Source organism: Paenarthrobacter nitroguajacolicus (genome assembly GCF_051027655.1).
Taxonomy (GTDB): Bacteria; Actinomycetota; Actinomycetes; order Actinomycetales; family Micrococcaceae; genus Arthrobacter; species Arthrobacter nitroguajacolicus.
In genome coordinates this window covers 2276185-2290255 of record NZ_CP073234.1, presented here as the reverse complement: position 1 = coordinate 2290255, position 14071 = coordinate 2276185, and the positions used below count along the sequence as shown (strand labels likewise).

The following is a 14071-nucleotide window of genomic DNA, read 5'->3' as shown; positions in this document are numbered from 1 at the left end:
AAAGTATGTCCTATCAAGCGAACAAATGGCTACATACCTTGAGCATCCGCCAGGAGGCAAGAGGTTGCGCCTGAAACCCGGGGTATTCCAGTGGTTACAAAACTTGGTCTTAACATCGACCGCTCTTCTCCTGTGCCTCTCTACCACCAAGTTGTACAGGGTATCGAGGCCGCCATCCACAGCGGAGTATTGGAACCCGGCAGTCGCCTTGAGAACGAAATCGACCTCGCAGCCCAGCTCAACCTGTCCAGGCCAACCATGCGTAAGGCCATGGACGAGTTGGTCCGCTCCGGTCTCCTGGTTCGCAAACGCGGGGTAGGTACCCAAGTGGTATCCAGCCAGGTCCGTCGACCCTTGGAACTTTCCAGCCTTTTTGACGATCTCACCAATAATGGCAAGAAGCCCACAACTACAGTGCTCAGCTTTTCCCACGAGGAAGCCGACGCCGCCACCCTCGCGGCGCTTGAGCTGCCCGCTGGCTCCAAGGTCTACCACTTCACGCGTCTTCGTAAAGTTGGGGGCAAACCACTGGCCCTGATGGAGAACTGGGTGCGGGATGACATCGCCACCATGGACGAAGCCATGCTTGCGGCAGAGGGACTCTACTCAATCCTGCGCCGTGGCGGCGTCAACTTCCGTCTGGCCACGCAACGTATCGGCGCCATGATCGCCAATGACTACCAGGCACCACTCCTTGAGACCGAAGTCAATTCCGCCTTGGTCACCATGGAACGCACGGCTGTGGACGACACCGGCCGGCATGTGGAAACCGGCCACCACGTCTACCGCGCCGATTCCTACAGCTTTGAAATGACACTCGTACAGCGCTGATTAGGCCAAAACAACTAGTACAGCTAATACAAAGGACTCCCCTTCCATGACGAATTGGGTTTACCCCTTGGGTTCCGCCGCCGACGGCGTGTGGGACATCTCGCTCGGCACTTCTGATTCCACCATTGCCATTGATGGCTGGGAACACACGGGCCTCAAGGTCGCCACCATTCCGGCGGGCGCCGCCGTCGAGCTTCCTGCTGTTGGTGAGGAACGCATTGTGGTGCCCCTCAGCGGCACCTTCACCGTAACCGTCGACGGCGTCGATCATGCCCTTGAAGGCCGGGCCTCCGTGTTCCACGGCCCCAGCGACATCCTGTACTCCGGTACCGGAAAGTCCGTCAGCATCAGCTCGGCAGACGGCGGGCGTGTTGCCATCGCAACCGCCCCTGCGCACACCGCCTACCCGACCCGCCTCGTCACTGCTGCCGAGACGCCCGTGGAACTCCGGGGCGCCGGTAACTGTTCGCGGCAGGTACACAACTTCGGCACTCCGGCAGCACTGGAGGCCGACCGCTTTATCGTGTGCGAGGTCATTACTCCCGCCGGGAACTGGTCCTCCTATCCCCCACACAAGCACGATGAGGAAAAGGACGGCGAAACCCACCTTGAAGAGATCTATTACTTCGAGACACAGGTAGCCGTCGGCTCAGGTGCACCGGCAGACGCGGACGCAATCGGCTACCAACGGGTCTACGCCTCGGACGAGCGTCCCATCGACGTTTCCGCCGAAGTCAGGACCGGCGACGTCGTCCTGGTCCCCTATGGTTGGCACGGCCCCGCCATGGCAGCACCGGGCTACGACTTGTACTACCTGAACGTCATGGCGGGCCCTGGGCCCGTTCGCGAATGGTTGATCAGCGACGACCCCCACCATGGTTGGGTACGGCAGAGCTGGGAAGGCCAGGACATCGACGCGCGGCTGCCGTTCGGCGCCTAGTTTCAAGCATGAAAGTGCCCCTCCTTCGCATCCAACAGATCCGAAGAAGGGGCACTTCTGGCAGAAACGTCAGTTGGATACTTTGAGAGCAACCCTCACAGGCGTACCGGTTGCCAGCGATTCCTGGGCCGCATCTGCCACACGGGAGGCTGCTACTGCGTCTTCCGGGGTGCAGGGATTTTCGCGCTCCCCCATCACCAACTCCACAAAGGCAACCATCTCGGAGCGGTACGCCTGGTCGAAACGCTCGGCGAAAGTCTGATGCGGTTCTCCTCCAGGGAAAGTGACCTCAGCTTCAGCCGACGTCAATGCGGTCTTCTCATCCAAGCCCACCATGACCGAACTGTTGGACCCCTGTATCTCCAACCGCACATCGTGGCCGGCCCCGTTGTAGCGGCTGGCAGAAACCGTGCCCACCGTGCCGTCGTCGAAAGTGATGAGGGCCAAAGCCGTATCCACGTCACCCACGTCGCCGATGGCCGGGTCTCCATTGTTGGAACCCTTGGCATAAACCTCCACGATTTCGCGGCCCGTCAGCCACCGAAGGATGTCGAAGTCATGGACTGAGCAGTCCCGGAACAGTCCCCCGGATGTCGCCAGGAACTCGACCGGGGGTGGCGCCATATCGCAGGTAACTGCGCGCAGGGAATGGATCCACCCCAACTCACCGGCCTGATACGCGCGCTTGGCCTCCAAATAGCCTGCATCGAAACGTCGCTGGTGGCCGATTTGCACCACGCCGTTGTTCTCGCTGATGTAGTCCACCACAGGCAGCGCATCGGAGACGTTCATGGCCACGGGCTTTTCGCAGAACACAGGAACGCCTGCATCCACTCCGGCGCGGATCAATTCCGGATGGGTTGCCGTTCCAGTGGCAACAACCAAGCCATCCACACCGGAGTCGAGCAGCTCCGACACCGAAGTCACAAACTCGGCACCCAATCCAGCAGCGACGGAGCGGGCATGCTCCGTAGCTACATCGGTAAGCTTCAGGCGAATACTGACGCCCCTGCGACCCAGCGTTTCCTTGAGGGCGACGATGTTGTTGGCGTGCATGACGCCGATGCGTCCTACGCCAACCAAGCCAAGAATGACATCACTCATGATTTTCCTTTGAAGGTAGAAGGGTGACTGGTACCGGGAACACCACGCCCAGCTGGCGTCGAATCTCATCGGCGACTTCCAAGGTGCGGATGGAGGCCGCCAGCGTCCGTTCGCTGGATTGCGTGCTGCCGGCGGCAATGGCCCTGGCCACTGCCGCGGCCTCATAGTGAAGGCCTTCGAAGTGTCCGCCTGCTGGTTCATCGTGGCGTAGTCGGGAACCGTCGGGAAACCTGATCTCGAATGCGCCGGGCATGTTGAAGGGACCGTCGATTACCAAGGTGGCCTTTGAGCCAACAATGGTGGCTGCGGTGGGCGTGAAGTTATGGACGTGGGTGTTCACGACAGCCTGTGCGCCGCCGTCGAACTGCATGATGGCGGACAACTGGGCGTTAACTCCCGACTCGTGGGGCTGGCCGACTGCCCGCAGATAGCGCGGACTGCCTAACACCTCTGTCACCAGGGCCAGGGGGTACGTGCCGAGATCAAGCAGCGGACCACCGGCCAGATCCGGATTAAAGATTCGATGCGAAGGATCAAAGTGCTCACCGTACTCCGCCACCACCGTGGTGATGGTGCCCAGCGTTCCGGCATCGAGTATCTGCCGGATCACATCGAATTTTGGCAGGAAGAAGGTCCACATTGCCTCCGCGGCAAAGACACCTGCAGCCTCTGCCCGCGCCGCGATGTCCCGTGCCTGGGCTGCGTCGAGTCCAACCGGCTTTTCGACCAAGACGTGCTTGCCGGCGTCGATGGCCAGGGCCGCGGCCGCGTGGTGGCCGGTATGCGGCGTACACACGTAGACGATGTCTACGTCCGGGGCTGCCGCCAGTTCCTCATAACTGCCATAGGCGGCGGGAATGTCGAACGCCTCCGCAAACGCCTTGGACCGGTTCAGGGAACGGGAGCCGACGGCGGCGATCACCTGCCGGGTGTGCGCCTGGATGGATTCGGTGAACCGTTCGGCGATCCATCCGGGGCCCATGATGCCCCAGCGCAGACTCGGAGCATCGCGGGATTCCGGTACACGGGAGTGCGGAAGCCCTATTGACGTCACGAGTAGCTGACTTTCGTAGACGTCCCCTCGCTATGCAGCGACTGGATCATCGCTTGTGCAACGAGGGAGGCGTTGAGTCCGTCCTGTGCACCGGCAAGGGGAGTCGGCTCTCCGCCAGCGAGTGCAGAAATCCAGGCCTGCAACTGAAGCCGGTACGCGTCAGCGAAGCGGGGGCGCCAGTCCGCAGGGATTAGCTCCTGCCTGGCTCCGTCCTGTTCGATACCGAGTAGGGCCGGCTCCTGAAGGGACGTGGTACCGAGCTCCGAAACCACTTCGCAGCGCGTGGTGTAGCCGTACTGGGCATTGAGGTACAGCTCCAGCGTGGCCAGTGTCCCGTCCGCCGTGCGCAACGTCATGAACGCAGGATCCTGCAGCCCGGCTTCGGCACGGCGGGTGCTCTTTCCGGCCTGCCATGAAACTTCCGTAATAGGAGAATCCAGTAGCCATGGGACGATGTCCAACTCGTGGATGGCTGAGTTGGTGATGGCCGATTCCGCGGTTGTTCCTGGCGCTGCTGAGCCGTTCCTGCTGACGCAGTGAACCATAAGGGGTTCGCCCTGCTTTCTCCCGCGCACGGATTCCCGCAGAGCCACATAACCCGGATCGAAGCGTCGCATGAAGCCAAGCGAGAGCAGCGAAGCGCCCGTTGCGGCCACGATGTCGGCGTCAGCCGCAACTACTTCCAGGCTTTCAAGAAGTGTTGGTGCCAGCGGCTTTTCGCAGAGCACAGGCGTCATTGCTTCGAAGCATTCAAGGACCAGGCCGGCGTGGGTGGAATCGTGCGAGGCAACGACGACGGCGTCCACCTCGCTGGCATTGATCAGTTCCGATGGGTCTGAGGTAATACGCGCGGTGGGCGGTGCCGCCGCGGCGGCACGGTCGACGTCGAGGTCTGCCACAAAGGTGACTTCGGCGCCGCCGATGGTGGTGGAAAGGTTCCTGATGTGGTCCGCGCCCATGATTCCGGCGCCAATCACACCTACCCGGATCGACATGGTGTTCCCTTCTTTTCCTAAGTGTGTGCGTATTGTGCGCACAGTGTGGCGGGGTGTTCCGGGTAGACCGGAAGCACCCCGCCGATGCTGCTACTGGGCCTGCTGTTGCTGAGCCTGTGCTGCTGCTACGCGTGCTTCGGAGCGCCGGCGTTCACGCTGTCCGTCACGTCCGCAACTTCCGCTTTGACCTCTTTCACCACGTCGCCGTGGCCACCCAGCTGCTCGAGCTCATGTGCGAGTTCAGCCAGTTCAGCGCCACCGGCCATCTGGGCAGTGAGTTCGTCCAGGGTGATGTCCTTCTTGTCGTAGTAGCCAATGGATTTGCCGCGCTTGAGCAGCAGGAAACGGTCCCCGACCGGGAAGGCGTGGTGCGGATTGTGGGTGATAAAGATGACGCCTAGGCCACGGTCGCGGGCCTGGAGGATATAGCGCAGGACCACGCCTGACTGCTTCACACCCAGCGCAGCCGTGGGTTCGTCCAGAATCAGGACCTTCGCACCGAAGTACACGGCGCGGGCAATCGCGACACACTGGCGTTCACCACCGGAGAGCTGACCAATGGGTTGCTCCACATCGCGCAGGTCGATGCCCATCTCGGCCAATTCCTTGAGCGTGATGGCCTTCATCTGTTCGACGTCCATGTACTTGAACGGTCCGAAGCCCTTGGTGAGCTCTGATCCGAGGAAGAAATTCCGCCAGATCGGCATCAGCGGTACCACTGCAAGGTCCTGGTACACCGTGGCAATGCCGGCGTCCAGGGCATCTCGGGGGGATCCGAACTTCCGTTCCTCACCCATAATGTTCAGGACGCCTTCGTCGTGCTGGTGGAGGCCGGCGATGATCTTGATCAGCGTTGACTTACCCGCGCCGTTATCTCCCAGAACACAGGTGACACGGCCGTTGTCCACGGCCATCGTGACGTCGCGCAGGGCGATGATGTTGCCGTAGTGCTTGCCGACCCCTTCCAAGGAGAGGAGATGGACGGGCGTGTGGGTGAGGGGATCGCGCTCATTCTGGAGCAACGTTTCCTGGTCGATCGCTTTGGCATTCATTTCCCGGGCCCCTTACTTGAGTTCCGCGCGTCGCTTGACGATGAGGTTGACGATGGTGGCGAGCAACAGCATCAAGCCCAGGAAGAACTTGAACCAGTCCGGGTTCCACTGCGCGTAGACGATGCCCTTGTTAGCCATGCCAAAGATGAAGGCACCAATAGCGCCACCCACGGCCGAGCCGTAGCCGCCGGTGAGGAGGCAGCCACCAATGACGGCCGCAATGATGTAGAGGAACTCGTTTCCAACGCCTTCACCTGACTGCACGGCATCGAAGGCAAAGAGGTTGTGCATGCCCAGGATCCAACCGCAGAAACCAACCGCCATGAAGAGACCGATCTTGGTCTTGGTTACAGGGACACCAACTGCGCGGGCGGCATTGGCGTCACCGCCCACGGCGAAGATCCAGTTGCCAACGCGGGTGCGCAAAAGGATCCACGATGCCACTGCCACGAGGACGATCCAGAAGAACACCGTGATCTTGACTTCCACGCCGCCGATGCTGATGGAGGAGGCGAACACGGCCCGTGCTGATTCGAATCCGTCCAATTTGGAGATCGACGGCGAGGAAACACTGCCGCCGATAAGGCGGGTCAGTGCCAGATTGAGGCCAGTCAGCATGAGGAAGGTAGCCAGGGTAACGATGAAGCTGGGGAGCTTGGTCTTGACGAGAATCCAGCCGTTGATGAATCCAATGCCGAGCGAGACCACCAGAGCCAGCGTGACACCAACCCAGGCATTCAGTGAGAAGTTCCAGCTGAAGAGCGAGGCAGTCAGGGCGGAGGAGATCACGGCCACACCAGTGGAAAGGTCGAACTCGCCACCGATCATCAGCAGTGAAACCCCTACCGCCATGATGCCTATGGTCGATGAGCCGTAGAGCACAGTTGCGAGGGCGTTCGGTTGGGTAAAAGTCTGGGAAACAGAAGCGAAAAAGATGAACAGGACAACTGCTCCGACCAGTGCACCGACCTCGGGCCTCGCCAGGAACTTTTGGACCGGACTACGGCGTCCGACCCGTTCGTCGCCAGGGGCCGAAGCCCCCGCCGGCGGCAGAGTTGTTGTATTTGCCATAGGAATGACTCCTTGTTGGTCAGGCTGCGTGGCGGTTCTCCGCCACGCAGCCGGATGCCTGGATCTAGCGGACGCCCTGCTGGGCGAACTTGAGGACGTCTGAGGCGTTGGCCTTGTCCACAATGGTTGGACCGGTCAGGACGGGCTGGCCGCCGCCGATCTTGAAGCCGCCGCGCTTTGCCTGCCACAGGGCATCAACTGACATGTAGCCCTGAAGCCATGGCTGCTGGTCGACTGTGAAGATCACTTGGCCGTCTACGATCTTCTGGGCAAGTTCGGCATTCAGGTCGAAGCTGGCTACCTTGGACGAGCTGCCGGCATCGGTAACTGATTTGAGCAAGGTAAGGGTGATGGGAGCGCCGAGACCGATGATCACATCAGCATCTTTGGACGCCTGAAGCTTGGCCGTGGCCGTTGACTGGACAGCAGTCATGTCCTTGCCGTCGACGTAGAGGATTTCCGTGGCAGGCACCTTGGCCTTTACGCCGGCGCACCGCGCTTCCAAGCCCACGTGGCCCTGCTGCTGGATGACGCAAACCGGGTGCTTGTAGCCTTCTGAGGCGAGCCGGGTGCCGACTGCCTCGCCGGCAAGCTGTTCGTTGGACCCGAAGTGCGTGAAAGCACCGAGCTGGCTGGAAACAGATTCACCGGCATTGAGGCTCACCACGGGGATACCCGCATCAGTGGCTTTCTTCAATACATCCTTCAACGCATCCGGAGTTGCCACCGTCACAGCAATGCCGTCAACCTTCTGGTCGATGGCCTGTTGAACAAGCTGGGCCTGGCGCCCTGCTTCGGGATCGTTGGTGTACAGGAGTTCTACATTGTCCTTGCTTGACGCTTCTTCTGCCCCCTTGCGGACAATGTCCCAGAAGGTGTCTCCTGCCGCTGCGTGAGTAATCAGGGCCACCTTAATGCGGTCTGTGCCGGCTACCTGTCCAGCGCCTGCACCCCCACCGGAATCTGCAGGTTTGCCGCCCTGGCTGGAACAGGCGCTCAGGGCCACCAACGGAACCACTGCTGCGACGACTGCCGCTTTGCGCCACGAGAATTTTGCCACCGTTATCTCCTTTGATGTCAGCTTCGGGCGTCCGGGGACTCGTTCCCGGATCGCCTGCTACCTCGATCATGGTGACCGAACTCACAAATGTCAATAGTTTGTCCTGACATTAGTATGTTTGTACGTGGTATCCACATTTCGACCTCACGATCTCGGTGCCGCCGTGGTGCCCCGAACCTTCAGGACGGGTGCAATAAGCTTGCGCTGAGGTCCCGTCGCGGCACCCTGGATGCGATCCAACAACGCCTTTGCAACATCCACTCCCACCACATCGCTGCGGTTGTCCACCGACGTCAGCTCAAGATAGCGGGACTTCGCCAGCGCTGAATTGTCATAGCCAATCACCGTGATATCCGTTGGGACCGACAAGCCGCGGGCCTTGATCGCACCAAAGGCGCCCAGCGCCATCGTGTCATTCGCAGCGAAAATCGCCGTGATGTCCGGGTGGTGATCAAGGAGCCAGCAGGCCGAAGCGTAGCCGGCCTCCTCCGTGGTATCGCCCTCCTCCCCCACGATCAGCGGTTCTACACCGGCTTGATGGAGTCGGCCCCGGAAGCCGTCCCTGCGGTGGGCTGCAGCGCCGCCGGAGCCCGAAAGGTGCCCGATCCTGCGGTGCCCGAGTTGCAGCAGGTGGTCTGCCGCCATCGCGCCGCCCCCATCGTCGTCGTTGGTGATGAGGTCAGCGTCGTCCGGAACTCCATTCCGCCACCCCGCAACCACGGTGGGAACTTCCGTGCCGCTCAGCGCCGTGGCGCCAGGCTCGGCTGCGATCACCAATCCGTCCACATGCATGGCCAGCAATCCGTCTGCGGCCTCCTTGATGCGGTTTTCACCCGGGCGGGAATCAGCGAGCATGACCTGATAGCCATGTTCGGTCAACACTGATTCCAGTCCGCGCAGCAGGTCAACAAACCAAAGGTTGCGGTAGTCGTCAATGACGAGGCCGATGCTCTTGGTCCGGCTGCTCGCCAGCGTGGTGGCCGCCCGACTGGGGCGGTATCCCAGCTGAGCGATGGCAGTTTTGACCGCCTCCCGGCGCTTGTCACTGACTTTCGCGGGGTTCTGGAGGACCAGCGAGACCAGCGACGGCGAAACGCCGGCAAGCTTTGCCACATCGTAAATCGTTGGCCGCCGCGCCTGCGGCGTACTTGTGCTCATGGGACCAACTTCCGTAGGGGTGGCCTGGTGGGGAGGAAGGATTGACAGGACATATAGACATGGCTAATCTCGAATCCAACCTACAAAATTGTAGCGCTACAAAATGCCGTCGAGTCTCCCCGCCGCGGCAGAATTTCAAAGGAGAAATCATGGCTGAAAGCCTTGGCGTCGCGGTCATCGGCGCAGGCATGGCCGGCAAGGCCCATGCAGCGGCCTACCGGACTGCGTCCACCCTCTACAGCCCGGTGCTTCCGGAAATCCGTTTGGTCTCCATTGGTGACGTGAACGCTGAATTCGGATCGTTGGCTGCCCGCCGCTTCGGCTACGAACGCAATGACACTTCATGGCAGGCAATTGCAGCAGCGGACGATATTGACGTTGTAAGCGTTGTCATTGCGAACTCATTGCACCGCGAAGTGGTTGAAGGCCTCCTGGCCTCCGGCAAGCACGTGCTGTGCGAGAAGCCGTTGAGCGATTCGCTGGAAGATGCCCGTGCCATGGCGGACACTGCCCGGAACGCCACCTCCATCGCACGTATCGGATTCACCTTCCGCCGCACCCCGGGTATCGCCTACATCCGCGACCTTATCCAGAACGGCACCTTGGGGAATGTCCTGCACTTCAGCGGCCGGTACTGGACCGACTACGGTTTCAGCCCCGAAGCGCCAATGAGCTGGCGCTACAAAGGCGGCCCCGGCTCCGGTGCGCTGGCCGACGTCGGAAGTCATCTGACGTACGTCTCCGAGTTCCTGTGCGGCGACATCAAGTCCATCAGCGGCGGCCGGCTCACCACTGCGATCCACAAGCGTCCGTTGCCGCTCAGCGCCGTCATGGGCCATGACCATGTGGCCGTCAGCGACACCTTCGAAGCTGTTGAGAACGACGACTACGCGGCATTCAACGCAGAGTTCGCAAACGGTGCAGGAAGTTTCGAAGTCTCACGTGTAGCGGCAGGGCACGCCAATAGCCTGCAGTTCGAGGTGTTCTGCGAAAAGGGCGCAGCCAAGTTCGACCAGCGCCGCCCATCGGAAATCCAACTGTTCCTCAATGACGGATCCGGCAATCAGAACGGCTATCGCCAGGTAATCCTCGGCCCCGGCCACCCGTACATCACAGGCGGCCTCGCCATGGACGCTCCCGAGGTGGGTTTCGGCCAAAACGACGCGTTCGGCTACCAGGCCCGCGCGTTCCTCGAGGAGGCTGCAGGCCTTGGCGAAGACACATCCCTGCCTCGCTGCGCCACCTTCGACGAAGGCGTGCGCAACATGGAACTTCTCGGTGCCGTCACCGAATCTGCCCTCAACAACGGGAAGAAGATCACACTATGAAACTCGGCGTCTACAACGCAATCCTGCACGACCGGCCACTCCCGGAGGCGCTCAAGGTCATCGCAGACCTTGGACTGACCGGCATTGAAATCAATACCGGCGGCTTCCTGCCGGCAGTTCATGTACCCACCATGGATCAGATCCTGGAGAGCGACGCGGCCCGCGATGATTATCTGGCGCTATTTGAGGGGACCGGCGTTTCGATCGCCGGCCTGAACTGCAACGGCAATCCCCTGCACCCTAAGCGCGAAATCGGCGAAAAGCATGCTGAAGATATCCGCCGCTCCATTCGACTGGCGCATCGGCTGGGACAGAAACGGGTAGTCACCATGTCCGGGCTGCCCGGCGGCGAGCCCGGTGCCACTACCGTCAACTGGGTGGTCAATGCCTGGAACTCGGCGGCACTTGACGTGTTGGACTATCAATGGGGCGGCGCCGCCGATTTTTGGAGGGAAACCGACCGCCTTGCTGCGGACCACGACGTCAAGGTGGCACTCGAACTGCACCCGCAGAACATCGTGTTCAACACTGCGGACGTCTACAAGCTCATCGAACTCACCGGCGCCACGCATGTCGGTGTGGAACTGGATGCTTCCCACCTCTTCTGGCAGCAGATGGATCCAGTTGCGGTGGTCCGCGAGCTCGGTCCGTTGGTGTTCCAGGCGGCCGCAAAAGATGTCCGGGTGAATACCGGCAATGCCGCCCTCTACGGCGTGCTGGACAACAGCTTCCGCCGGCTCTCTCCGGATGAGAACCGCACCAACCTTGGCGGCGACGAGTGGGCCAATGAATGGCCGAAGAAATCCGCATGGGACTTCGTAGCTCTGGGCCGCGGGCACGACACCGCCTTCTGGACTGAGTTCCTGCGTGCGCTGCATGAGGTGGACCCGGACATGCTGGTCAACATCGAACACGAGGACGTTTCCCTGGGTCGCATCGAAGGGCTGCAGGTGGCAGCCCAGGTCCTGCTGGATGCTGATGCGGCACTCTCCGCGTCATTGAACCCGACGGCCTGAGGCTTCACGCCCCCCGGGACTACTTACCGGGCCCGGATGGGGACGGCGCGCAGGCGCCGTCCCCATCTTTTTATCGCCACACAGCACCACTCAAGGAGGGTCCTCAGTTAAGCGGTTACTCCAGCCTTCTCTTTGAAAAGATTCTCCAATTCCTCAAGGGACTTGCCTCTGGTCTCCGGAACAGTGCGCTTGACCCACACAATGGCGCACAACTGCAGGGCCACGAAAATGAAGAATGTCGCGGAAACTCCCATCAGCGAGACCAACTGCGGGAAGAAAAATCCGATCACGAAGTTGATCATCCACAACACGAAAACGCAGATGCCCATGCCGATCCCACGAACATGCATCGGGAAGATCTCGGACATGGTCAGCCAGGTAACGGTTCCAATGCACCCCTGCATGGAAGCAAGGAACGTCACCATAAACAGCAACACCAGATAGCCACGCAGAGTGCTTTCCGGCAAGGCCAGGGAGATAAGCGCAATGGCCGTCAGCGATGACGCGGTACCGATCAACCCCACAATGAGCATGGGTTTCCGGCGCACGCGCGTCATCAAATACATGCCTACGATGACGGCCGCCACAGACGTCATGCCATTGAGGACGTTGGCAATCAAGGCCCCTTGGTCCCCAAAGCCGGACGAGGACAAGATGGTGGTCCCGTAATACATGATGGCGTTGACGCCGCTGATCTGGTTGATGACGGCCATACCAAGACCAACCACAAAGATCCTGCGTATCCAGGGCACGGTGAGGTCCTTGAACGTCCCGAGTTTTGACTGATAGTCCTCCCTGGCCGCCTGACGCACCTCGTCGAACTCGGCCCCGACCTCTCCCGCACTCCGTGTGGAGCGGAGGACTTCCAGGACCTCGCCGAAACGTCCGGCCGATGCGAGCCAACGGGGGCTCTCCGGCAGGACGAGCATGCCGAACCACAGAATAACGGCAGGAAGCGTGGCAATCACCAGCATCCAGCGCCACACATGCAGCTCTTCAGGGAACAGGTTGCCCAGGACCGCGTTGAACGTAAAGGCGAGGAACTGGCCGGTCACGATCATCAGCTCGTTCTGCGTCACGATCCTCCCGCGCTGGGCCGCCGGAGACATCTCTGCCAGATACACGGGAACGATCACCGAGGCACCGCCGACGGCGAGACCCAGGACTGTGCGGGCAAGGACAAGGAGCTCAGTGCTCGGTGCCAAGGAACAACCCACAGTGGCAAAGGCGAAGATCAAGGCAAGACCCATAATCGTCTTGCGCCGTCCAAAGCGGTCGGAAAGCCGTCCTGCGCTGATCGCCCCGAACGCCGCACCGAAGAGCAGCGTCGAGGTGACCAGGCCTTCAGTCAACGGCGTCAGGCCAAGGTCCTTCTGCATGAACGGCAGGGCGCCGTTGATTACACCGGTGTCATAGCCGAACAGCAATCCGCCGAAGGTAGAAAACAAGGCCACCTTGCGGAGGAACTTCTTGGGGTTGTCCGGTTTGCCGGTCTTCCCCGATGGTGTCGGAAGAGTTTCAAGCTGGTTCGTGTTGGTCTCGATTGACGAAGACTTGGTCATGGCTTCCTTTTCCCGCTACCGCCTTTAGTTAGTCCGGGCGACGTAGTCGACCATCGATTTGAGCTGGTAGCGGGAAACATCTTCCGCGTTCTCATCCTCAGCGAAAACCGACGAGACCATCACGGTGTTTTCCTTGTCCAGGAAGCCGATCTCCTTCAGGCCGCCAAAGAACTCGTCCCAGTTCACGTCGCCGTCGCCGATCTTGAGGTGCTGGTGAACGCGGACGGCATTGCCGGGCGGGTTGGTGATGTAGCGGAGGCCGTGGGAGGCATGATGGTTCATGGTGTCCGAGACGTGCACCAAGCGGAGCTTGTCCCCCGCTGCCCGCATGATCTCCAACGGCTTGTTGCCCATGTGGAAACTGTGCGAAGCGACGTAGACCATCCCGATGTTCGGGGAGTTTACGCCCCTGATGACACGGAGAGCGGCCAGGCCGTCCTCCACGAAGTCGTCCGGGTGCGGATCAATGAGGACGTCCAGGCCCTCGCGTTCGATGATCGGGAGCAGTTCCTCCATGGAGCGGTAAAACGCACGCTCAGACTCCTCCGCTTTCTCCGGACGGCCGCTGAACTCGGTGTTCATGGTCTGGACGCCGAGGTCTACCGTGATCTGGATGGCGCGCTTCCAGTACCGGACTGCGGCTTCGCGGGCGTCCTCGTCCGGACCTGACCACCGCAGGACCGGAAGGACCGAGGCGATTTCGACGCCGGTGTCCTTGCAAGCTGCCTTCAGCTTTCCTACGAGTTCGTCGTCGGCCTTTGGGTGGTTATAGAACGGGATGAGATCCGCGTGCGGGGTCATCTGAAGGTATTTGTAGCCGAGATCGGCTGCCACGCGCGGGAACTCCAGCAGGGTGTGGCTGTGGTGGAACGGTGTGGGATCCAGTGCAATCTTCATGGT

The 14071-nt window shown here is 60.9% G+C and carries 13 protein-coding genes; 4 read left to right on the top strand and 9 right to left on the bottom strand.

Annotated features, from left to right (window positions below; all coding sequences use genetic code 11):
• The first annotated feature begins 90 nt into the window (after positions 1 to 90).
• Together KCX59_RS10940 and iolB are read left to right on the top strand one after the other, a co-directional pair.
• Entirely contained in the window at positions 91 to 831 is a 741-nt protein-coding gene (locus tag KCX59_RS10940) for a GntR family transcriptional regulator (protein WP_017199821.1), read from the top strand.
• A gap of 46 nt (positions 832 to 877) precedes the next feature.
• On the top strand, positions 878 to 1771 hold the full coding sequence (gene iolB, locus KCX59_RS10935; protein ID WP_179018367.1) for a 5-deoxy-glucuronate isomerase: 894 nt from the start codon (positions 878 to 880) through the stop codon (positions 1769 to 1771).
• 69 nt (positions 1772 to 1840) lie between these two features.
• On the opposite strand, the gene KCX59_RS10930 is transcribed toward iolB, so the two are convergent.
• From KCX59_RS10930 to KCX59_RS10900, 7 genes are all read right to left on the bottom strand, one after another.
• On the bottom strand, positions 1841 to 2875 hold the full coding sequence (locus tag KCX59_RS10930; RefSeq protein WP_179018365.1) for a Gfo/Idh/MocA family oxidoreductase: 1035 nt from the start codon (positions 2873 to 2875) through the stop codon (positions 1841 to 1843).
• A complete protein-coding gene (locus KCX59_RS10925; protein WP_179018362.1) occupies positions 2868 to 3929 on the bottom strand; it encodes a Gfo/Idh/MocA family protein in 1062 nt (353 codons plus the stop codon). Before KCX59_RS10925 ends, KCX59_RS10930 begins: the two co-directional genes overlap by 8 nt.
• Positions 3926 to 4924, bottom strand: coding sequence for a Gfo/Idh/MocA family oxidoreductase (locus KCX59_RS10920; RefSeq protein WP_179018360.1), 999 nt, complete (start codon positions 4922 to 4924; stop codon positions 3926 to 3928). The genes KCX59_RS10925 and KCX59_RS10920 overlap by 4 nt, the downstream gene beginning before the upstream one ends.
• A 125-nt stretch (positions 4925 to 5049) precedes the next feature.
• Positions 5050 to 5976: an ATP-binding cassette domain-containing protein gene (locus KCX59_RS10915; protein WP_091467187.1), complete on the bottom strand. Its 927-nt coding sequence runs from the start codon at positions 5974 to 5976 to the stop codon at positions 5050 to 5052.
• Positions 5977 to 5988: 12 nt separating this feature from the next.
• A complete protein-coding gene (locus KCX59_RS10910) occupies positions 5989 to 7047 on the bottom strand; it encodes an ABC transporter permease (RefSeq protein ID WP_091467185.1) in 1059 nt (352 codons plus the stop codon).
• Positions 7048 to 7111: 64 nt separating this feature from the next.
• Positions 7112 to 8107, bottom strand: coding sequence for a substrate-binding domain-containing protein (locus tag KCX59_RS10905; protein ID WP_178993885.1), 996 nt, complete (start codon positions 8105 to 8107; stop codon positions 7112 to 7114).
• Positions 8108 to 8251: 144 nt separating this feature from the next.
• The gene (locus KCX59_RS10900; protein WP_178993887.1) at positions 8252 to 9265 is read right to left on the bottom strand and encodes a LacI family DNA-binding transcriptional regulator; all 1014 of its coding nucleotides are present in this window, start codon (positions 9263 to 9265) and stop codon (positions 8252 to 8254) included.
• 149 nt (positions 9266 to 9414) lie between these two features.
• Here KCX59_RS10900 and KCX59_RS10895 point away from each other — a divergent pair, with 149 nt between their 5' ends.
• Complete coding sequence (locus tag KCX59_RS10895; RefSeq protein WP_178993889.1) at positions 9415 to 10593, top strand: Gfo/Idh/MocA family protein; 1179 nt, start codon at positions 9415 to 9417, stop codon at positions 10591 to 10593.
• On the top strand, positions 10590 to 11609 hold the full coding sequence (locus KCX59_RS10890; RefSeq protein ID WP_179018358.1) for a sugar phosphate isomerase/epimerase family protein: 1020 nt from the start codon (positions 10590 to 10592) through the stop codon (positions 11607 to 11609). Before KCX59_RS10895 ends, KCX59_RS10890 begins: the two co-directional genes overlap by 4 nt.
• Before the next feature lie 107 nt (positions 11610 to 11716).
• Here the strand turns inward: KCX59_RS10890 and KCX59_RS10885 are convergent, their stop codons facing one another.
• Together KCX59_RS10885 and KCX59_RS10880 are read right to left on the bottom strand one after the other, a co-directional pair.
• A complete protein-coding gene (locus tag KCX59_RS10885) occupies positions 11717 to 13171 on the bottom strand; it encodes a sugar porter family MFS transporter (protein WP_218649547.1) in 1455 nt (484 codons plus the stop codon).
• Between the two features lie 24 nt (positions 13172 to 13195).
• Positions 13196 to 14068, bottom strand: coding sequence for a sugar phosphate isomerase/epimerase family protein (locus KCX59_RS10880; RefSeq protein ID WP_179018356.1), 873 nt, complete (start codon positions 14066 to 14068; stop codon positions 13196 to 13198).
• Between the last annotated feature and the right edge of the window lie 3 nt (positions 14069 to 14071).